The 22363-nt window shown below is 41.6% G+C and carries 17 protein-coding genes; 7 read left to right on the top strand and 10 right to left on the bottom strand.

Features of this window, described 5'->3' with window-relative positions:
• The first annotated feature begins 30 nt into the window (after positions 1-30).
• The 3 genes from JT717_RS22020 to JT717_RS22010 all read left to right on the top strand — a co-directional run bounded on the left by JT717_RS22020 (position 31) and on the right by JT717_RS22010 (position 6347).
• Positions 31-1548: a RagB/SusD family nutrient uptake outer membrane protein gene (locus JT717_RS22020; protein ID WP_240348347.1), complete on the top strand. Its 1518-nt coding sequence runs from the start codon at positions 31-33 to the stop codon at positions 1546-1548.
• 261 nt (positions 1549-1809) lie between these two features.
• A complete protein-coding gene (locus JT717_RS22015; RefSeq protein WP_205513198.1) occupies positions 1810-3204 on the top strand; it encodes a thioredoxin family protein in 1395 nt (464 codons plus the stop codon).
• Positions 3205-3293: 89 nt separating this feature from the next.
• Positions 3294-6347, top strand: coding sequence for a S9 family peptidase (locus JT717_RS22010; protein WP_205513197.1), 3054 nt, complete (start codon positions 3294-3296; stop codon positions 6345-6347).
• A 670-nt stretch (positions 6348-7017) separates the two neighbouring features.
• On the opposite strand, the gene JT717_RS22005 is transcribed toward JT717_RS22010, so the two are convergent.
• The 10 genes from JT717_RS22005 to JT717_RS21960 all read right to left on the bottom strand — a co-directional run bounded on the left by JT717_RS22005 (position 7018) and on the right by JT717_RS21960 (position 15532).
• Complete coding sequence (locus JT717_RS22005) at positions 7018-7509, bottom strand: TlpA family protein disulfide reductase (RefSeq protein WP_205513196.1); 492 nt, start codon at positions 7507-7509, stop codon at positions 7018-7020.
• A gap of 10 nt (positions 7510-7519) precedes the next feature.
• Complete coding sequence (locus JT717_RS22000; RefSeq protein WP_205513195.1) at positions 7520-8518, bottom strand: hypothetical protein; 999 nt, start codon at positions 8516-8518, stop codon at positions 7520-7522.
• Positions 8519-9481: 963 nt separating this feature from the next.
• On the bottom strand, positions 9482-9790 hold the full coding sequence (locus JT717_RS21995; RefSeq protein ID WP_205513194.1) for a hypothetical protein: 309 nt from the start codon (positions 9788-9790) through the stop codon (positions 9482-9484).
• Positions 9791-10016: 226 nt separating this feature from the next.
• Positions 10017-11570, bottom strand: coding sequence for a hypothetical protein (locus JT717_RS21990; protein ID WP_205513193.1), 1554 nt, complete (start codon positions 11568-11570; stop codon positions 10017-10019).
• A gap of 45 nt (positions 11571-11615) precedes the next feature.
• Positions 11616-12461: an AraC family transcriptional regulator gene (locus JT717_RS21985; RefSeq protein ID WP_205513192.1), complete on the bottom strand. Its 846-nt coding sequence runs from the start codon at positions 12459-12461 to the stop codon at positions 11616-11618.
• A gap of 28 nt (positions 12462-12489) precedes the next feature.
• The gene (locus JT717_RS21980) at positions 12490-13383 is read right to left on the bottom strand and encodes a glycosyltransferase family 2 protein (protein ID WP_205513191.1); all 894 of its coding nucleotides are present in this window, start codon (positions 13381-13383) and stop codon (positions 12490-12492) included.
• A gap of 3 nt (positions 13384-13386) precedes the next feature.
• Positions 13387-13851, bottom strand: a complete 465-nt coding sequence (locus JT717_RS21975) for a MauE/DoxX family redox-associated membrane protein (RefSeq protein ID WP_205513190.1) — start codon at positions 13849-13851, stop codon at positions 13387-13389.
• Positions 13852-14262: 411 nt separating this feature from the next.
• Positions 14263-14616, bottom strand: coding sequence for a helix-turn-helix domain-containing protein (locus tag JT717_RS21970; RefSeq protein ID WP_205513189.1), 354 nt, complete (start codon positions 14614-14616; stop codon positions 14263-14265).
• 75 nt (positions 14617-14691) lie between these two features.
• Positions 14692-15024, bottom strand: a complete 333-nt coding sequence (locus JT717_RS21965) for a DNA-directed RNA polymerase subunit alpha C-terminal domain-containing protein (protein WP_205513188.1) — start codon at positions 15022-15024, stop codon at positions 14692-14694.
• A 64-nt stretch (positions 15025-15088) separates the two neighbouring features.
• Positions 15089-15532 (bottom strand): helix-turn-helix domain-containing protein, encoded by a 444-nt coding sequence (locus JT717_RS21960; RefSeq protein ID WP_240348345.1) that lies wholly within the window; start codon positions 15530-15532, stop codon positions 15089-15091.
• 231 nt (positions 15533-15763) lie between these two features.
• Here JT717_RS21960 and JT717_RS21955 point away from each other — a divergent pair, with 231 nt between their 5' ends.
• The 4 genes from JT717_RS21955 to JT717_RS21940 all read left to right on the top strand — a co-directional run bounded on the left by JT717_RS21955 (position 15764) and on the right by JT717_RS21940 (position 22346).
• On the top strand, positions 15764-17191 hold the full coding sequence (locus JT717_RS21955) for an alkaline phosphatase PhoX (RefSeq protein ID WP_205513187.1): 1428 nt from the start codon (positions 15764-15766) through the stop codon (positions 17189-17191).
• Positions 17192-17852: 661 nt separating this feature from the next.
• Entirely contained in the window at positions 17853-19658 is a 1806-nt protein-coding gene (locus JT717_RS21950; RefSeq protein WP_205513186.1) for a cytochrome-c peroxidase, read from the top strand.
• Between the two features lie 136 nt (positions 19659-19794).
• The gene (locus JT717_RS21945; protein ID WP_205513185.1) at positions 19795-20100 is read left to right on the top strand and encodes a hypothetical protein; all 306 of its coding nucleotides are present in this window, start codon (positions 19795-19797) and stop codon (positions 20098-20100) included.
• Positions 20101-20615: 515 nt separating this feature from the next.
• Complete coding sequence (locus JT717_RS21940) at positions 20616-22346, top strand: GMC oxidoreductase (RefSeq protein ID WP_205513184.1); 1731 nt, start codon at positions 20616-20618, stop codon at positions 22344-22346.
• Positions 22347-22363 lie beyond the last annotated feature (17 nt).

The following is a 22363-nucleotide window of genomic DNA, read 5'->3' as shown; positions in this document are numbered from 1 at the left end:
GTGTATTAATGATTATATAAAATTTAAAAAATGTTACCTAAACATAATAAGAAAATTTCCGGGTGCAAGTGGAAAATGATTCATTTTCTTTTTTTCATCTTTTTCTCTTTTTCATCTTGCAAAAAGTTTGTGGAAATTCCGCCACCTCCAAACAGGATAACAGAAGATGCGGTATACACTTCAGATGTCACAGCCATTTCGGTGCTCACCGCAATCTATGGGGCAATGAATAACAGTCCTTTTCAGGTAGGAGGGATTGATGGTAGTATATCTTTATTTGCTGGTCTTTCGGCTGACGAATATACCTTGATCAGTGATTTTCCCAATTATGTTGATTATTATCGAAATGAATTGAAGCAATTGACGCCAGTCCTGGTTTCTGGCGGTGAGCATTGGGCTCCTTTGTACGGTTTTATCTTTAAAATCAATGCTGCGCTTGAGGGGTTAAGTGGATCTTCCCAAATAACGCCCGCAGTAAAAATGCAATTAATTGGTGAAGCAAAGTTTATCAGGGCGTTCTGTTATTTCTATTTGGTAAACTTATTTGGTGATGTGCCATTGGCGCTGACGACAGATGCGAAGATCAACTCGCTACTGGAGCGCTCCTCAACGGAAAAGGTGTATGAAGAAATTATTACTGATTTAGAAGAAGCGATAACTATGTTAAGTGATGATTACTTAGATGCAACACTTTTAAAAAATACTACAGAAAGAACTCGTCCAACTAAGTGGGCGGCGTTAGCTTTGTTGGCCAGGGTTTATTTATATACCGGCGACTTTATAAAAGCAGCCGATAACGCAACAGCTGTAATAAATAATACAACTTTATTTGGCAGTCAATTGCCTGATTTAAATTCTGTTTTTCTTAAGAATAGTCAGGAAGCGATATGGCAGATTCAACCAACCGAGATAAATTTTAATACCCAGGAAGCTCGAAATTTAATTATTCCTGCCACCGGCCCCATATTAGACTTAAATTCAGTTTTAGTGAGCAAGCAATTGCTAAGCAGTTTTGAGAAAAATGATAATCGTGCAGTTTATGGAAATTGGATTGATACTACCATTTTTAAAGTGACTGACACTAAAGATGACACGATGGCTTATGTTTTTAAATATAAACTGTTTGAAAACGACCCAAACATCACTACCAGTTCAGGTACATCTAATATGAATGAATATTTTATGGTGTTGCGTCTTGCTGAACAATATCTAATACGAGCAGAAGCAAGAGTACAGTTGGGTGATATTAATGGTGCACAAGACGACCTGAACACCATTCGCAATCGTGCTGGCCTGGATCCGACAACTGTAGTGGATAAGAATTCTTTGCTGTCTGCAATACTACATGAGCGTCAAGTGGAGTTGTTCAGTGAATGGGGGCATCGCTGGTTTGATCTTAAGCGTACAGGTAAAATTGACGAAGTAATGGAAGTGGTAACACCGTTGAAGGCAAATGGAAACGCTTGGCAAAGTTATAAACAGTTATATCCTATCCCATTAAGTGAATTAAGATCTGCACCAAATTTGAAACAGAACGCTGGCTATTAGAAGCCGAGTGAACTTTATAAATTTGCATTACACTTTCCCACCATTCAAGTTTACTCAGTTCAAGGCATTTGTCACCAGTTCTGTTTTTTAAAAGCTAATAAGCATTCTATTAATCGGTTTTGTTGTGAATCAAAGAATAAATACAGAATTTAAACTAGCCACTAGCAGAAGTGATTTATAATAGTCATGTTGTTAGACGAAGGGGTCTTGGGTAAAATATCGCTTAATCAATGTGCTGACAGCAAAAAAAATAACGTTCTGATGAAATACTTAATCTATTTTCTAGCCTTAACACCTGTAATGCTCCGAGCGCAAACACCGAGTACAAGTAGCTTGAAGCCAGAAAGTATCGATCGAAGTGCTATCCAATGGACAGAAGGATTAAGCTGGGATCAAATAAAACAAAAAGCTTTACAGGAAAATAAATACATTTTCATCGACTGCTATGCCACCTGGTGTGGCCCATGTAAGCTAATGGACACAGAAGCGTTTTCCAATGACTCCGTAGGTCACTTCTTAAATACTCATTTTATTTCAATTAAGGTGCAAATGGATAAAACATCGCATGACAATGAAGAAATAAAGCGTTGGTACGAAAATGCAGCTGTTATTGCCAAAAAGTACCATGTCGAAGAGTACCCAACATTTATATTTCTTTCCCCAGGAGGCGCTATTGTACTTAAAGAGGTAGGTTACAGGAAACCAGCTATGTTTATTGAAATGGCGAAAGGTGTCATCCAGCCGGGAAATGTGTATGTTGATCCTTATGAAGAATACGAACAATTAATGACCGATTATAAAAATGGAAAACGTAATTATGAAAAGTATCCATTAATGGTGAAAACGGCGTACAACTTGAGTGATTGGGATAATTGGAAAATGTTGTTGAAAGAGTTGAGCCAGTATATGGCTGGTTTAAACCGAAATGAGAGATACACGAAAGAAAGGATTGAGGCTTGTAGTCAGGCACCATTGGGCACCTCTACTCGATTATTCGGCTTTTTTTATCGTGACGGAAAATTGATTGACAAGGCGATGCGTGAAAAGGGATATGCTGCAAGAGTGGTGGATATGGCAATTCAAAACGAGATCATAATGCCTTTTTATAATGAGCAAAACAAAAGCAAAACCATTGCCATGTCTGGGATGTATCTGGGAAGTTTTGTTGGAAAGTTACAAACAGATTCAAGTGAAGCAGATTGGTCTAAACTGGAGAAACGAATTGCTGCCAAATTTGATAAAAATACGACAAGAAGAAATCTTATAGAAGCCAAGGTAGAATGGTACGACCGTCATAGAAATTATGATCAATTATTGAAAAATGCAATTAAATTAAAGAAATGGCACATCAGTGATATGAAAATTAATTCGCATTCCTGGACCGCTTTTTTAATATCTAACGATAAAAAACTCTTAAATGAATATGCTATGTGGATGAAAGGGCTTATAAAAATAATGCCTAATCAAGGGTCTTATTTAGATACTTATGCCAATTTATTATACAAATTAGGTAAGAGGAAAGAGGCAATTTATTGGCAGCAAAAAGCGGTTGAGTTGGCTCCCGAGCGTAGAGGGAGGCAAAAGACGTTGGAAGATATGAAACAAGGAAAGCAAACTTACTTGGATCGCGGTGCCATTTGGTCTCGAATTAAATAATCAATATCTAAAATTTTGGATAGTTTTTTTAGTAAAAAGTATACTTTCCTTCTGGAACGTTTTTTTACTGTTGTCATAAAATAGTTGATATGAAACGATTTGTTACAAGTTTTTTGCAGATCGCTGTTTTTAATATTTGTTGGGCGCAAAACAGTACAGTAATTTCAGAAAATTTAGCAACCAAAGGGAGTGAGCGTTGGAACTTGGATAAATATGTATGGAGTCATGCACATATTAAGCCATCCAAACCTGCAAAAGCATTGCTTGACTTTGAAGCAATTGATAACTGGATCGGTCTGTCAGATAGGCCGAATGCTACATCTATTAGTCCTGATGGTAAGTTCATAGCTTATACAATAGATCGTAGCGGTAATATTGACAGTTTGGTGATACAATCGACAACGGATACATGGAGGCTGGCATTTAGTGATGCTGAGCCAGGTTTTTTCTCTGCTGATAGCAAGTGTTATGTATTCCGTAAAAACGGCGAACTTTGTTTTCTGAATCCAGGTAATTCAATTACACGATGCGAGAAAGAAATCTTGGATATTAAAGTCCCTGTTGCTGATCAGTTGACAAGTAAGCATGTGTGGGTTGCCTGGAAAAGAAAGAATAATGAGGTCATTTTATGTAATCTACTTACAGGCATGGAAAATCGGTTCGTTGATGTTGCCGACTTTAACTTTGATGACGAAGGCACATGGCTGGCTATCAAATTCAACGATAAAAACGAACTGCTCCTTTATAACATTACATCGCAAAAGGAATCTCGTTTCCAGTATGTGGAAACTTATATGTTTCATAACAATGGTAAATACATGTTGTTAAAAACAGAGCAGAAGGTTGGCAGTGATACGATAGTAGCTTTGAAATATGTCAACCTTAATTATAATAACGATACTTTAAATAATACGACGCAAACAATTTGGTCTAGTGCGAACAATAGTTTGCTCTTGGATAGTTATAGCATGGATAGATCTGGCCAACAAGTGGTTTTTTTAATTAACAAAGTGGATACAAGTAAGAAAACGCAAAATGATAACTCAAAACAGCCTGAAAGTTCTATTTGGTATTGGAAGGTGGGTATGGATAAGGCTTTAATGAAATTGAATAATCATTTAGTAGGTTCAAATTCTCAGCTAAAGATTACAGGCCCCGCTTCAATTACCGACAATGGAAAGTTTATTATTTATTATGTAGAATCAGATATCGATACGCAGATTGCTGATAAAGGATTTGTACAAATGGAGTTATGGAGTCATAAGGATGAAATAATTCAATCAAGTCAGGCGCTTTTAAAAGAACCTTTAATTTATGCAGCCGCATTTGATTTGGACTTGAATAATTCGGTACAGTTGGAGAATGTGAGCCAAAAACTTGCCTCTCATATATCTGGTGATTATGCAGTTGTCACAAAGTTGTCTACCAGCGACAAATTCTGGGAGGAGAATAATAAAAACGATAGTAATTGGATTATATCATTAAAAGATGGCCGAAGGAAATATATTCCTGCAACTGGAAAAGGTAGCAATTCTGTATTTAGGTTTTCTCCGGAAGGGAATTACCTAGTTTTTTTTAACGGAAACGAAGGGGGACATTATTATAGCTATAATGTAATAAATGGAAAGCTAACAAATATCTCAAAAAATATCCCAGGCAAGTTAGCCTACAAAAGTAGCTTTTTAAGGACGAATAATCAATTGCCCGCTATGATTGTGCCCTCCCAATTAATCGGATGGTTAGGGGGAGAAAAGGTGTTGGTATCCGATCTTTATGATATCTGGCAACTGGATCTGGAAGGTAAAGAACTGCCTATAAACATTACCAACAGGTATGGTCATTTAAACAATACATTGTTACAGATAATTGGCTATTCTTCTACTATGAAAATTTATTCAAGGGGAGATACATTGATTCTTAAGGCATTTAACAGAAAAACAAAGTTTAACGGTTACTGCCGAAAGATATTGGGAACAAATGGTGATCCTGAGCTCTTATATATGGGAGCTTGTTTTATGGATAGATTAGATCAAATGGCTAATGGTATTAATAATGGAATGAATCCAATAAAAGCTACCAATGTGAATGTATGGCTAGTGCAACGGCAAACGGCAACTGAAGCACCAAACTATTTCATAACGAAAGATTTTAGATCGTACGAAAGGATAACAAATTTCCAGCCGCAGAAAAATTATAACTGGCTTTCAGCTGAATTACATTCTTTTAAAGAGTTAGACGGCCATATAAGTCAAGGAATTTTATATAAACCTGAAAATTTCGATTCTTCCCAAAAATATCCAGTCATAATTGCTTTTTATGGTACTGTTACTGATCAATTGTACCAATTTCCCATTCCTACCTATATTAACCGCCCTAATATACTTGATAGGCCTGCGTGGATGGTGAGTCACGGTTATCTCGTATTTATGCCGGATGTGTATTTTATAAATGGTAATTGGGGCCTTAGTATTATGAATACGATAGAAGGCGCAGCTCGTTATCTTAAAAGCCTGGCTTACGTGGATAACCAGCATTTAGGGGCAGTAGGGCATAGTAATTCAGGACGGTTTGGTTATTATCTTTTCTCTCATTCTTCCTCATTTGCAGCCATGTCAATGGGTGCTGGAGTAACTAATATAATAAGTTCAGCATTAAAGTTATGGGGAAGAAATACCGACGGAGGTGAAAGCACTTTGGAATGGGCTGAGAAAAATGCTTATGGCTCTGGTGGACTTGATAATTTATGGAATAACAAAAAAAAGTGGTTAGATCATTCCGCTGTGTTAAATGCTGATAAGGTCACTTGTCCTTTATTAATGTTTCATAATAGAAGGGATGGTGCGTTTACCGCAGGTTCTGCACTGGAAATGTATATTGCACTTCGCCGTCTGGGAAAATCAGTATGGTGGTTGCAATATGACGATGGTTATCACACCGTGGCCGGCGATAATGCCAGGGATTTAACCATTCGATATACGCAATTTTTCGATCACTATTTAAAAGGTGCGCCAGCCCCTCGCTGGATGACATCGGGAATACCATTTAAGTTAAAAGGTATTGAAAGTAGGTATGAATTGGATCCGACTGGGATTTGTGGTAACACTTGCACTTTCTGTAATATAAGATTGAGGCAAAAAAGGTAGGCCGATTGTTTAATAATAAATCTGCAGTCATATTAAAAAGGCTGCCTAAAATTTTGTTTAGGCAGCCACTTATATTACAATTTCGATTCCAATTTAAAAGTCATTAACAAATTTGGTTGAGATTGTTGTTTGACAATTAGTATTTGAGTTGCAAAGGTTAGGATTATTTGTTATTGTATAACAATAAAACGGAAATCCTGATTGAGCACTAGGTACTTTATCAAACATTGGATTCGGGCATTTCCTAACACCTCCCGACCCATTGGTGCAAATAAATGAGCTATTTGTTACTGTAGTACAATAGTCTACATCAAATTTTGCTTTGAACGCCAATGCCCCACCAACGATTGCAAATAATGCGAGCGATAGCAGCATAATCTTTATTTTTTTCATAAATTAATGCTTTTTTAAATTTAAAAAGCTAAACTTTAGTTATTAAATTCTGCCTGTATGTAGTCAATTTACCTGCGGCAGGCAGTACACCGTCAGATTTTTTTTACAATCAAGCACTGTTTTGCCTAAGGTTACTGCATTCCTGAAAACTGGCTGTTTTAAAACAGGACTTAACAGGCATACCTTTTCAGGCTTACTAATGCTTACTGCTTAGCCACCAGCGGGCCCTTGCTTCGGATAAGCAGTTTGTTTTCATAAGGGTATTGCGCAATAATTTTTATTGTTCCGCTACTCTTTTTAATTGATTGGCGCTTAGCTTGCCTATAAACGCGTTGTTTAGTTTTTTATCTTTTCCATATATTGCTGTATAGGGTACTCCTGGCATTTGAAAATAAGTTGATACAAATTGTGCAATGTCCTGGCCTATTGTGATATTTGGAAATTTAGCAAGTTTGAAATAGTTATAATACAACTTCAGATCTGATATTGGGTAGATGCTGACAAAGTAAAACTGGATGTTTTTTAACTCATCTATTTCCTCAATGATCTCCTCTGTAAGCACTTTGCAATAAGGGCAGTAAGGGCTAAAATAAAAAAGAACTACCGGTTTTCCTGTTGATATATTACCTGTATTTAGTACAGTAAGACTGTCAGTTAGCAATAAAGAAAATTCCGGCATAGGTTGACCTTCTTTACCTGTTTTTTGTGGTTCGGCTCCAAAACAACCAGCCAAACAGGCTATGATAAAAATTAAAATGATGTATTTCATATTCTCTATTTTAATTTGTTTTTATCACGGGTTCAGGAATATGGATACTCTGGCTTTCTTTACTTTTTGATACAGTTTTGAGTGATTGAATAATCCAAGAAAATAAAAATGATCCGAAAGGTAATGTAACAGCGATTGGGAAAATCTGATAGCGCAGTTCAATCGGAGCCGATAGAATACTAAAAATGGTGTTGGTAAACCAAATTAAAAGCATACAGGTGATGACGCGTTTGCTGGTTGGGTTACATTTTTTTAAACCTGCGGATCCAATAAAAATTAAACTACATAGTAAAAATACAGGGTTAATAATCGCCAGCAGATTTGGAAATATATCCATTGTACGAATGTTTCTGTCTTTGGTACGGGTTGGCAATTGGTCATTTTGCCATTTGAACCAGGAAACTACTATTGCGTCAACGTTTCGATTACCAATATTGTACCTCCCCATAAAATAGGATGGTGGAACATAATAGCGTATAAGATTAGGCCAGACGTAGTGCCTAATAAATGGCCATGGATATTTGGTGATTAACCAGCGCCCGTAGGAAGCATAGAAAGGCGCCATTGAAGCCCATTGTATAAAAAAGGGTGTATTTTTATCGTTCTTCCATTGTTCCTTATTATATACCCGTAGTGGAGAACTAAAATCCCATTGATAGTATACACCAATTTCTTCATCGGGTCGTACCGTAAGTTTGCTGAGTGAATCCATATGGTGGTTGACGAGCGAATGCAACATCCTAAATGGGTGTGGAACATTTTCCGGATCTATTGGGCGGGCATTTGCATAGCCATATAAGGCATTAGCTGCTATTTGCCAACCCCCAAAAGCTGCATATTGAATGGTGTTGGTTCTAATTTTGTATTCATATTGCGTACGGCCGATAAAAGCTAGGATGTAACATGTTATGCATCCAACACCAAGCCATTTTATTTTGTTTGGTAAGTGGGTGAATACAATGATGCCTATACTGATAACCGGATACCAAATAGCGGTAAATCGCACCATAAAAGACAAGAGCACTATAATTGCATGTATTAATATCAGATTTAGGGTTGGTTGGCACAATAGCCAGCATAATTGTGTAAACCATATCAGGCTTAGGGTAACAAATAGACAATCACTAGACACAAAATTGGCAATGTGTGGTAATAAAGGGTTGCCAATACTTAATAAACAGACAATTCTAAACAGCCACTTGCTAGGAGACAGAAGGTAACGAATAGTAGATAAAAAGTATAAGATGCTGGCCATTAATAGAAAGTATTGGAGTATTACCAATATCAAATGGGAAGTGGTAAAAACGCTTACAAGGCGTAAAAATTTGGAGTATCCTATTGGCCAAATATTGATAAAGTCATTTTCCTGGGCCGCATTCAAATAGCTATGTGAATCTGGAGGCATGAAATTGGGAAAGGGATATAAGTATTTAAGCCAGCCAAAGGAAATGATCATTACTGCGAAAGAAAACCATAATAGGCGTTTATTCTCTTGGTCGTGAAAACACCATTGCTTAAATGGCAAGCTGGTTATGAAGTGTTGAAACAGCATTTTTTTATGTAGTTAGTGAGTGTTTTTTTGAGTTTATGTGGTTAAAATGCTAGCATAGAAGTCGGTGACTTTCGGATTTTAGTCGTTTATGAATTTTGTGGAAGTTGTGAATTGACAGTTGGTAATCGAGTTACGAAGTTTAGGGTAAGTTGTTATAGTATAACAATAAAATGGAAAGTTTCATCCATTCTAAGGTGCTTATCAAACATCAGATTTGGACATTTCCTTACCTGATTTGCGTACAAACAAAGATTGCATGGGTTACTGTGGTGCAATAGTCCATAGTAATTTAACTTTAAATGCCAATGCACCTCCAATGATTGCAAATGAAGCAAATGATAGCAACATGTGTTTGATTCTTTTCATAAGTATATATTATTTTATAAAAGAGAATGTACCGATTAGTTGTCTATTCCCTTTTCAGTAATCATTAGTGAATTTAGTTGAGATTGTTGTTTGACAATTTGTATTTGTGTTGCAATTGTTAGGATTATTAGTTACAGTGTAGCAATAGAAGAAGAACTGTGATTGACCGGAAGGCGTTTTGCCAAACATTGGGTTTGGGCATTTCCTTACTCCTCCTAGTCCATTAGCACAAGCAAAAGTCAAATTTGGTAATGTGGTACAATAGTTCACATCAAGGTTTACGCGAAATGCCAATGCACCGCCGATTATTGAAAATATTGCAAGTGATAACAACATAATTTTTATATCTTTAGTATTATTCATGATTTAAGTTTTTATTTAACCAGCTTATTACTAAGGTAGCAAAAGGATAATGTTTATTGATTCATATTTCTTTTGCAATCTTTGAGTTGTGCTTTTATTTCTTTTTGCAAAGAATGAACCATTAGCAATGAAAATAAAAAGGAAGTTGTGAAGATACTATTCAGCGGCTCAAATGGTCACAACTTACTCGTTCGTTTCATTGTAAAGAAGTTATTACTTCTTTTATTTATGCTATCGCTTCGCCTTGTAACCTCTCCTGCATTGACTTCTGTTTATTCTCTTCATGCTTCATTTTATTCATCAATTGGAACATCCAGTCAACAACTAGTAAAGAAAATGTGGTGGTCAAGATGATGGGAAACGACTGAAAGCGCAATGCAGCCGAAGAAGCACAAATAGTAAAAAAAGCGTTGGTTAACCATAAAAAGGCTGCAAGCAATATTGTTTTGTTAAAGACTGAATTAAATTTCCAACCTTTCAACAACAAATAGAATATGAGCCCAAAGAACATTACCCAGTTTATCACACCGCTTAGGTATGGATAAAAATTAAGAACAATTACTTTATTGTCGTCCATCCTGATTCTGACTTTAGTGCTTTTATAACCAAACCACCTTTTTGTTTGTTCGTTTACATATTTTCTTCCACCATTATATTCTGCTAGAAATTCAACCGGCGGTGCATAATATTTATGACTGTTAGGCCAAACAAAATGACGCAAGTAATGCAGGGGGTATTGACGAATGATGTGCAAGCCATATGCTGTATACAATGGTCCCATACTAGCCCACTTCTTTAATTCTATGGCTTGAGTATCCTTTAAATTAAATAGGCTATCGCGATATTGCATAAGCGGCAAGCCAGAGCTCCACATATAAAAAGTGCTCGTTTGCTCTCTTTCTTTGGGATCCATCAATAAATTCTTGGTTCTGGCATACATTTGCCTAATCATATTGTCCAGCGCTTTAAATCGTTGGGGTACTGGTTTCCATTCAGCACTGTCAACATAGCGATATGCATACATTGCGTTATTGGCCCATTGCCAGCCGCTGAAGGGTGAATATTGCCAATACCCGGTCAATACTTTATAACGCCACATGGTGAAACCAACAAACAACCCACATAGGAGAAGTCCAAAGGCCAAGCCGGTTATTTTTTTTCGTAATGATATATTAGACATCCAAAATGCTAAGCCTGCAATAACGGGATAGATCAGAGCATTGTAACGAACGGTGAAAGCAATAAATAACACGATGCCATGCCATATGATAATTTTATTTGTGGGTCGATGAATAAGCCAAAGTAGTAAGCTGAACCATATACAGCTTAAGCTTAAAAATAATCCATCACTGCTAACCATGTTACCGAGGTGGAGGAACAATGGATTAAACAACATAAAGCAAAACAAGATGATTTGTGTAATCCGTCTCGCTTTGTAAAAATAAAAAATGGTAAATAGTAAAAATAGAACTCCGCACTGAATGAATAAGTATTGAAAGGCCACTAGCATATAGTCAGGCTTGGCAAAAATATTAAAGAGCCTGAGAAACTTCGAATACCCGATTAAGTATGTATTGATGGTCAGGTTCGAATGAGCTGCATTAATGTAAGAGAAGGAATCCCCATGTATATAGCTGGCAAACGGATAAAAATATTTGAATATACCAAACTGGATGATGATTGCGGTTGCTGCCAGGTATAGAATGAGCCTGTTGAAACGATTCTTGAATAAAAAATCCTTGAAGGATTGTTCAAAAGGAGAAGTTTGTAAATAATTCATACAGTTTTAATTTATTCATTCATCATTCAATAACCTTTTTGTGTATTATACGACTAGAGTGGATTTTCGATATTTTAAAGGGGTGATTTTTTTTATACGTAAGAATTGTCTGTGAAAATAGGCCACCGTATTGTAACCGCTTTCATAACAAATATTTATTACCGGTTTATCGGTTTTTAATAGCTGATTGCAGGCGTTCTCTATCCGCACTTGATTCAAAAAATCTATATATGATTTTCCTGTACTCTGTTTAAAATGATGACAGAACGATGGTATGCTCATACAGGCAAGGGTTGCTACTAGTGATAAGGATATACGGTCATGGAAACTGACCAATGTAAAATCAATTACTTTGTCAATTGAATCAACGTTTCTATCAATTGGTCTCTGAGCTTTTTTTGCCGCCAAGATGTTGTAATTGTCATTCAAGCTCATGATTTCGAAACATTGTAGTAATAAAATAATGCGGGTTATACCCTTTTTTTTCTCTAATGCATGCATCAACAGTGAGAGATTAGTTTTGGCTTTTTCTGTAATCTGTACTCCTCCAGTAGCCTTTTTTAATAATTCTTTTATTGTTTTACATTCAGGTACGTTCATAAAATGACTGCCCAGAAAGTTTTCGCGGAATTGAATTGTCAAGGCGCTTACTGCTGTATTGATTGCTGTTTTAAATGCATGTGGCAGGTTACTTCCAATAAAATAGATATCGCCTGCTTGATAATGCCCTTCATAATCGCCAATACATACTTTACCAGAACCTTGTATAAATAAAATCAGTTCATATTCTATATGTTGGTGCCAGCCTGTTTGAAACAATGGTGTTCTGACGATGTGACTACTAAACGAGGTGTTTAGTGATAATGGCAATCGCTTGGATGTCGATTTCATATTCTATTTCTATTATCTATTATCATATTTATTCCACGGTTACCTTTACGCCCTTGTTTATGCATTTGCTGGCGCCAGATAATGAATACTTCATTATACAATAAACAGCCCTCATCCCATCCCTCCACCCAATCTTCTTCCCCTCCGCAAACGTTCTACCATAATAACTAATGCCTACTTCATAGATCCGCACGCCCGGCACCATCGCAATCTTCGCCGTCACTTCCGGTTCAAACCCAAACCGTTTTTCATCGAGCCGGATACGTTGAATGATATTCGTCCGGAACATCTTATACCCGGTCTCCATATCTGTCAGATTCAAATTGGTGAACATGTTGCTTAAGAAGGTCAGGAACTTATTTCCGATCGAATGCCAGAAGAACAGGATGCGGTGTGGATTGCCGCCCATAAAACGTGAGCCGTATACCACATCTGCCGAGCCAAGTACAATGGGTTTCAAGAGTGTGTTGTACTCGCCCGGATCGTACTCCAGGTCGGCATCCTGCACCAACAGGTACTCGCCGGTTGCCTCCGCAATGCCCGTATGGATAGCCGCACCCTTCCCCTGGTTTACCTCATGCTTGATATATTTGAAATAATTGATCGTTAAATTCTCTTTCTTCGCTACATACGCCTGCACAGCAGCTTCCGTTCCATCCGTACTGCAATCATTCACAATGATCACCTCCTTCTCTATATTCCGCAATAACTTCACTTCATTGATCCTATCCAGGATCAAAGCGATCGTCTTCTCTTCATTATAGGCCGGGATAATGATCGACAAACGGCTAATGGCTACTGCCTTTGCATTTTCTTCTGAAGCATTTGCATGTACGCTTAGTTCGGTTTGTTCCGCCTGGGCGAACAGCCCGCCATCGCCTGGTGTCACCACAAAACCGCCCTGTTTAATTGTATTTTCCATATACTAGCTGTTTTCCAGGTTAAATGATTGTATCCTGTTCCGGCGTAGCTGCTTTTCGAATCGCACGCCTAAATAAGCCAGCACAATAAAACTGCTGTTGAAGATCAAATGCCCCTGCCACGATAACAAGGAGATAATTCCGCCACAACTACAGGGCAATTCCTTCGCGAACGTCATAATAGCGCCGATATAAATAGTGAAGGCGATCATCAGTAACAGCGATGCATATAAACCCTTCAGGCGCCAGCGGGGTATTATTAATAGTAAGGATACCAGGAACTCTGTTAACGGTAGTGACCATGCAATAAATGGTGCAACGGGTTTTAAGATGGGTGATTCTGCGATCTGTTCTTTAAACACCGGATACTCCATCAGCTTACTGATGCCGGTATAGAGGAATAAAATGATAAATAAAATGGAAATGATCTCGACAAGAGTGGCTTTCGTTAACCAGGCAAATGATAGCATACTCCTTTTTTGAATAGCAGGCCCTTCCATGATGAATGGTTGATAATGTTTAATAGTTAATACGAACAATAAGTATTGGTGTAGGGGGGCTTGCCGGCTTTGCTGCAGCTGGACAACCGCGGCGTACCGGCCGAAACCTTATCCAGTTTTGGATAAAACCTTTATATGGTAACAGAATAGATTTTAATGATGATCCCTTGTAGTAGATCCGGCCTTACCAACTTTGAACTTAGCACTTTGAACTGTGAACTGCGAACTTAGAACTGTGAACTGTGCATTTTGTTTTTTGAACTTACAACTGTGAACTGATTACGTAATGCAAGTTACAGGGCTTTATTTCTCATTTTTGCGCGATTATTTTGCTTTCTTGTAAGATTCTTTTGCATTATTGCAAGATTTTGTGCGGGGATACTAACAATAGATATTCAGCCATTCGGTAGGCGTAATATTAAACTCCTTCTTAAAGGCCCGGCAATAGGCCGCCTGGCCACTATAATAACATTTGGCCGCTACCTGCTTCTTCGTCATGCCTGATTCTAAAAACTGCTTTGATGCTTCCAGGCGCTGCCGCACCTGGTATTCCTTAATACCGGCGCCATATACATCCCTGAACGCTTTCTCCACGGCGCTGCGGTTCGGCCCACTCACATGCTCCAACAAGGCGGAGGCCGTCTTGTACTGAAAAGGATTGGCATCTATGTGCTCTTTGATACTTTTAACGGCATCCAGCACATACTTCGAATAAGGCTTTAGATTCCTGAGCATGGGACAAGGTTTTACTTACTAAATCAGGTTTTAGCTAAGTAAGGTTTATCATTGTGTGGCATAATGCCTGGTCATTCATTTCACTATTTTTCCCGCCTGCAGCTGCTCCACCGTGGCCCTGATCTCCTGCAACACTTTATCACCGGCCCCCCGCAACTTCCTGATATTATCCCAATCGGATGCTTTCTTCAACAACTGCCCGATACTATGGATCTTGTTTTGCTGTAATACATTCAGGGTTCGGTTACTCAACCGCAACTGTTGTATACTCAGCTTGAACATGGCGTCATCTACTTCCAGCGCCCGTATATGATCCTGTAACCAGCCGGCTACCTGCCGGCACCGGCTTACATCCAAATGCTGTAAGATGTCCTGCACACGGGCTATATCATGGTCTCGTTGCTGCATAACTCGGGAAACATACACAAGGTACCGGTTGCAGTTATACCATTTTGTACGATTCTTATACATTTTAGCTGCGCAGCCACATGGAGGGAGTAATATTAAATTCGCGTTTGAACGCGCGGCAGAAAGCGCTGTGGGAGCGGTAATAACACTTAATGGCCACCCTTTTGATGGGCATGCCTTCGAGCAGGAAAGTTTTGGCGCAGAGCAGGCGCTGTTTCACCTGGTATTCTTTAATGCGGAACCCATATTCATACTTGAAGGCCCGCTCCAGCATCCTCCGGTTAATGGTGCTGGTAGCTTCCAGCAGCTCCCGGCAGGTCCTGTACCGCAGGGGATAGCGGTCGATCTGCTGTTTCACCGCAGCTACAGCATTTCGCACATAGATTGAATATGGATGGGTTTCGCACATCGCATCAAATTGATAACCGGGCTTTTTATATATGCAGGTGTTATAATCTGTCGGATCGATCTTCCTTGCTGTATGTAGTGAGTGTGTGGAATGGTACATACCAGGCAATTCAATAATTCGACGCTACAGCTCTTCCGGGCACAGTCAGCCGGAGCCCTTATGCCTTTTGAATGCAAGTTACAGGGGTGTTTTTTACCTTTTTGCTCAAAAACATCATGTTTTGCCCATTTTAGAACATAGTTTGCACGCTTTTGAAATATATTTCCATAATACTGGGGTAACGATTTGGTAACAACAAGGGTTTTAATTGCGGCCTAAATCCAGATAAGCATGTTAAAAAGATTACTAGCTGCGCTCGCGCTTCCCATGGTATTTGCAGGTTGCGATAAAACCGACGACAACGACAATACCGAAAAGCCCGAGTTTAAGAACAGGTCCAATGCCGAATCATTTGTGACCATCGATCCGGCCTTTGCTTCTTCCGTACAAGCCTATACCCTCATCAGCAGCAGCGATACCATTCCCGGTTATCCGAACTTCGTGTACGGCGGCGCCCCCGATGGCCAGGGCTTTCTTAAAAATCCCGATGGCAGCGGCTATATCATGGTCACCAACCACGAAAATACCTATGCCATCTCCCGCGTATACCTCGATCATAAACTAAACCCTGTTAAAGGCGAATACATCGTGAATACCGACGGCGGCATGTTCCGCCTCTGCTCCGGCTCCCTGGCCACCCCCGAAGAACATGGCTTTCCCAAACATATGTTCCTGAGCACCGGAGAAAGCAATGTGAACGCCATGACCCATGCCATCGATCCCATTGCCGCCGCTACGCCTTCCGACAACTCCCGCGTAAAACCGGCCCTGGGCAAATTCAGCGGTGAGAATTCAGTGCCCCTGCATAAAGATGCCTATCCCGGTAAAACCGTGATCATCCTTGGCGAAGACGCCAGCAACGGCCAGGTCTATTTATATGTGTCTAACACCCCCGGCGACCTCGACAATGGTAAACTCTATGTACTGCGCCGCACCGATCTGAACCAGATTGAAACGGCCATGACCAAAGGCAATACCTACGATGTTGAATTCGTGGAAGTGCCCAATGCCAAATCTTTGTCCGGCGCCGAGATCGAAGCGTTGAATACTTCCCTGAAATCGATCCAGTTCGCCCGCGTAGAAGACCTCGATTACCAGAAAGGCGGTGGCGCCAAAAGCCGCGAAGTGTATTTCACGGCTACGGGTGTAAGTGGGGTTCCTGAAAAAACCTATTGGGGCCGCGTATATCACCTGAGTATGAATGCCAATGATCCGCTGAAAGGCAAACTTTCGATCATTGAAGACGGTGATAGCAATGGCGGTAAGGATATCATCAATCCCGATAACCTTTGTGTAACCGAAAACTATGTCTATATCCAGGAAGACGGGGATTCTTATTTCCCCGGCGCTACGCATAATTCCCTGATCTGGCAGCATTCGATTGCGTCCGGCACCAAAAAAGTATTTATCGACCTGAAGAACAAAACCCTGGCCGGCACCAAATATAATCCCACCAGTGACCAGCGTTTTGGTACCTGGGAACACGGCGCCATGATTGATATCTCCAAAGATGTAGACGTCGCCGGCACCTTCCTCATCAATATTCATTCGCATACCTGGGTGGAAGGCACCAAGTTCCTGAACCCGAGTAAAGCGAATTCGGTACAGGCTTATGCTTCCGGCGGACAAACACTGGTGCTGACCGGTGTGCCGAGGTAATTTTTTATTGTAATGACCTGTAAGGTCCACAGCGGTCATTTGCAATTGCAGTGGGTTATGTGGTCCTGACAGGTCAAAGATTAAGACCATCAAATAAACGACCTGTCAGGTGGACTCATCCGTCCGAACTTGAAAGAATACCTAAGTCCACCTTACAGGTCCGAAATGACAAATGACCTGTAAGGTCCACAGCGGTCATTTGCAATTGCAGTGGGTTATGTGGACCTGACAGGTCAAAGATTAAGACCATCAAATAAACGACCTGTCAGGTGGACGCATCCGTCCGAACTTTAAAGAATACTTAAGTCCACCTTACAGGTCTGAAATGACAAATGACCTGTAAGGTCCACAGCGGCCATTTGCAATTGCAGTGGGTTATGTGGTCCTGACAGGTCAAAGATTAAGACCATCAAATAAACGACCTGTCAGGTGGACTCATCCGTCCGAACTTTAAAGAATCGCTAAGTCCACCTTACAGGTCTGAAATGACAAATGACCTGTAAGGTCCACAGCGGTCATTTGCAATTGCAGTGGGTTATGTGGTCCTGACAGGTCAAAGATTAAGACCATCAAATAAACGACCTGTCAGGTGGACTCATCCGTCCGAACTTTAAAGAATCCCTAAGTCCACCTTACAGGTCATTTATATACTACCACCAACATGAAACGCGCTACCTTTACTATCAGCTGCTTTTTTCTTGCAGTGTTGTTCTATATTCCTTCCTGTTCGGATGAACAAAAAGCACCCACCGGCGAAGCCGCTGCGAAAGCCTTGTATAAAAAGCAGCTGGATAGCCTGATGACTGGATTGACCCATCTCGATACATTGATCAAACAAGGCGTGGATACGCCCACACTGCGCCGGTCCTTTGCCAACTGCCGCCGTATTTATAAAAGGGCAGAAGGTATAACCGAATATTATTTCCAGGGACTGACCCGCAGGATCAACGGTCCGGCCCTGCCCGATATTAAAACAGAAGATGGCCAGGTATGGCCGCCCCATGGCTTCCAGGTGATTGAACAATATTTGTATGGCAGCTTCCATGATTCCCTGCGCGCCACGGTCTCCAATGAAGTGAAGCTCTTGCTGACCGACCTGCGTTTTGTAAAAGCGAATATGCCGCAGCATGCGATCCTGCCGCGGCATGCCAGGGAACTGGTGCAACACCAGCTGATCCGGATCGCTACCTTGGGTATTACGGGTTTTGACGCCCCGGTGAGTTTTGCTTCCCTGCCGGAATCAGAAGATGCATTACAAGGGATCCAGGGCTTTTGCAACGCTTATTTTGGGGCGGAACTTATGAAGGATGGTGTAGGGGAGAACCTGAACAAGACTGTGGGTTACCTGCAAGCGCCTCGCGATTTCAATACATTCAATCGAATGGAATTTATTACTGCTTATTTAATGCCCCTGAGCAGATCCTTGGATCAGCGGATCGCCGCGCGGGTGGAAAGAGATAGCCTGGCCTTATCAAAACCTTTTTACGGAACTTTTGCCGACCTCATGGAAGGCCGGGCCTGGAACCCGGATTTCTATGCCGGGTATGCGAATGCGGTTACTACCAAAGAGAAAGTGGCCTTGGGTAAACAGCTTTTTGCCGATGGGCGGCTTTCGGCTTCGGGCAAAATCAGCTGCGCCAGTTGTCATAAAGAAAACCTGGCTTTTACCGACGGTCTCGCCAAAGCCGGTAACCTGGTGCATGGGGGTTCCTTAGCACGCAATACACCTTCTCTATATTATGCCGCCTTACAGGCCGCGCAGTTCTATGATCAACGCTCCACTTCGCTGGAAGACCAGATCAATGAAGTAATGAAGAATACGGATGAATTTGCTTCCAATGCGAATACGACCGCGGAAAAACTGCTGGCCGATCCGGCCTACCGGTCACAGTTGGAAAAGATCTATGGTGCTGGAAAAAAGATCGGCGGTTACGAGATCCGCAATGCGATTGCGGCTTATGTACGTTCGTTGAATCCTTTTGCTTCCCGATTCGATGAATATATGCGCGGTAATAAACAGCGCTTAACTACCGAAGCCATCAGCGGCTTCAATCTTTTTATGGGCAAGGCCAAATGCGGCACCTGTCATTTTATGCCGCTCTTCAATGGCACTACACCGCCCTGGTTTACCAAGGCAGAATCAGAGATCATTGGGGTGCCTGCCAAACCATTATGGCAGCAGGCAAGCATCGATGCCGACTCGGGGCGGTATGCGATCAATCAAATGGCAGAACTCATGTATGCCTTCAAAACCCCGGGCATCCGCAACAGCGCCAGCACCGCGCCCTATATGCATAATGGCGTTTACACTAACCTTAATGATGTGGTGCAATTTTACAACAAGGGTGGGGGAAGCGGCATTGGCATCGAACTGCCGCACCAGTCATTACCTTTCGATTCTTTATCACTTACTACTGCCGAACAAAAAGCCATTGTAGCTTTCCTGGGCGCTTTAACCGATCAATAAGCGCAGTACACTTAAGCGGCCTTTTCCTTTATGTGTAAATAAAAAATATTTCTTTCATCGAGTAACAGTCATCTATATATGGTTAAAATAACTATGCTGCGGATGGAATGCGTTTATCGATACCTTTGATAAACTAATGCTGATTGCTATGGGCGCTTCTTCAAACAATAATGGGCGGCCTGCCAAGCAACCCATCTTTATACATGCGGTGATCGAGGCCAAGAGTTATATCATCAAGGCCTATGAGAAAAGAATGCGCAAGCTCGACAAATACCTGAAAGAGGGCGTCATTACCGAAGAACAATACCTTGCCTATCGCCAGGAATTTGCCACAAAGACTGATGCCTTGTTGAGAACGGAAGTGACCAGTCCGCAAGAGTACTCCAATATAAGATTGAAGGCGGTGTTTGATACGGCGGAAGCGCATGAGTTTAGGTTGTAGCTGTGTTATTAATGTCTTTCTTTTGCGTGGAAGCGTTTCTTTATAGGAAGGTGTTACAGGTTGCAGGTTTCAGGTTACAGGGAGCGCTTGGTAAAAGAAATGATTTCTTATATGAAAGGTGTGCATCTTTAACAGAATTTGTTACAGGTTTCAGGTTGCAGGTTACAGGGAAAAGCTCGGTAAAAAATGATTTCTGATATGAAACGTGTGCATCTTTTACAGAAGTAGTTACAGGGTACAGGTTGCGGGTTACAGGGGAGCGCTTGGTAAAAGAAATGATTTCTGATATGAAACGTTTGCATCTTTAATAGAAGTAGTTACAGGTTTCAGGTTACAGGTTACAGGGGCTTTTTGGTTGGCCCCGGCTTTGGTTAAGGCCTGATCTTTTTACAGCGTGTCGGTGACTTGAAACCTGGCGCCTGACACCTGTTCACTACATCCATGAAAAAATTATCGTCAATTTGACGATAATTCCCCCTGAATAAGTAAATTGGACTTCTAACCAAACTTTTGCTATGCCAGGGGATTCACTGCAGGTTAACAGCAAGGCTGTTCAACAACACACGTATGATGCTATTGTTATCGGTTCAGGCATCAGCGGGGGCTGGGCCGCCAAAGAACTCACCGAGAAAGGCCTCAAAGTACTCATGCTCGAACGCGGGCGCAACGTAGAACATATCAAAGATTACAAGACCGCTACCAACGACCCGTGGCAATTCGCCCACCGCGGGAAAACCACCCAACAAACAAAACTCGATCTGCCCGTAGCCACCCGTGACTGGGCCGGCGGCACCATCGTACATGAAGAGAATGTCAGCTCCTGGACCAACGAGAAAGATTGCCCATACGTGGAGAAAAAGCCCTTTACCTGGTGGCGCAGTTACCAGGTCGGCGGCCGCTCGCTCCTATGGGGCCGCCAAAGTTATCGCCTGAGCGACTTTGATTTTGAAGCCAATGCCAAAGACGGTTATGGGGTCGACTGGCCCATCCGCTACCGCGACCTGGCGCCCTGGTACGATCATGTAGAACGTTTTGCCGGCATCAGCGGTTCCAAAGAAGGCCTGCCGCAATTGCCCGATGGTCAATTCCTGCCGCCCATGGACCTGAACTGCGTGGAAAAAGAAGTAGCTGCCCGCATCAAAGCCCATTATAAGAATCAACGGCATTTATTCATCGGCCGCGTGGCCAACCTCACCGCGCCCATCGAAGGCCGCAGCCAATGCCAGTTCCGCAACCGCTGCTGGGAGGGTTGTCCATTCGGTGGTTATTTCAGCACCCAGTCTTCTACCTTGCCGGCCGCTACCAAAACCGGTAATCTTACCTTGCGGCCATGGTCCATCGTGACAAAGATCATTTATGACAAAGACGCCAAAAAAGCCAAAGGCGTAGAAGTGCTGGATGCACAAACCAATAAAACCTATGAGTATTATGCCCGCATCGTTTTCGTGTGCGCTTCCGCTTTAAATTCTACCTGGGTGCTGATGAACTCGGCTACGGATATTTGGCCGGGCGGATTGGGCAGCAGTAGTGGCGAACTGGGTCATAATGTGATGGATCATCATTATATGCTGGGCGCCAAGGGCTATGTGGAAGGTTTTGAAGATAAATATTATTATGGCCGTCGCGCCAATGGATTTTATATTCCGCGTTTTGCCAATCTCTTCGGCGATAAACGCGATTTCCTGCGGGGTTACGGTTACCAGGGCGGCGCCAGCCGCGATAACTGGGCCCGCGATGTGGCCGAACTCGGCATTGGCGCTGAATTGAAAGAAGCGCTCACCGAACCCGGCGTATGGCATATCGGCGCCACCGGTTTTGGAGAAGTCTTACCCTACCACGAGAATAAGATCTCCCTCGATCCCAACGTAAAAGATAAATGGGGTTTGCCGGTACTGGCCATGGATGCCGAGCTGAAAGAGAATGAATTCAAGATGCGCAAGGATATCCTGAAAGAACTGGTGGCCATGTTTGAAGCGGCCGGTGTGAAGGACATCAGCACCTGGAATGCCGATAATTATGCCATTGGCCAGGGCATTCATGAAATGGGCACTGCGCGTATGGGCCGGGATCCTAAAACTTCTGTGCTCAATGGTCATAACCAGGTTTGGGATGCGCCGAACGCCTTCGTCACCGATGGAGCCTGTATGACTTCCTCTGCTTGTCAGAACCCGTCGTTGACCTATATGGCGTTGACTGCTCGTGCTGCTAACTATGCGGTTGATGAATTGAAGAAGGGGAATATTTAGATAGATATTGCAGACCT

It is taken from the genome of Longitalea arenae (assembly GCF_016924755.1).
In the GTDB taxonomy this organism is placed as follows: domain Bacteria; phylum Bacteroidota; class Bacteroidia; order Chitinophagales; family Chitinophagaceae; genus Niastella; species Niastella arenae.
The sequence above is the reverse complement of the archived record's forward strand: the minus strand, read 5'-3'. Positions and strand labels throughout refer to the sequence as shown.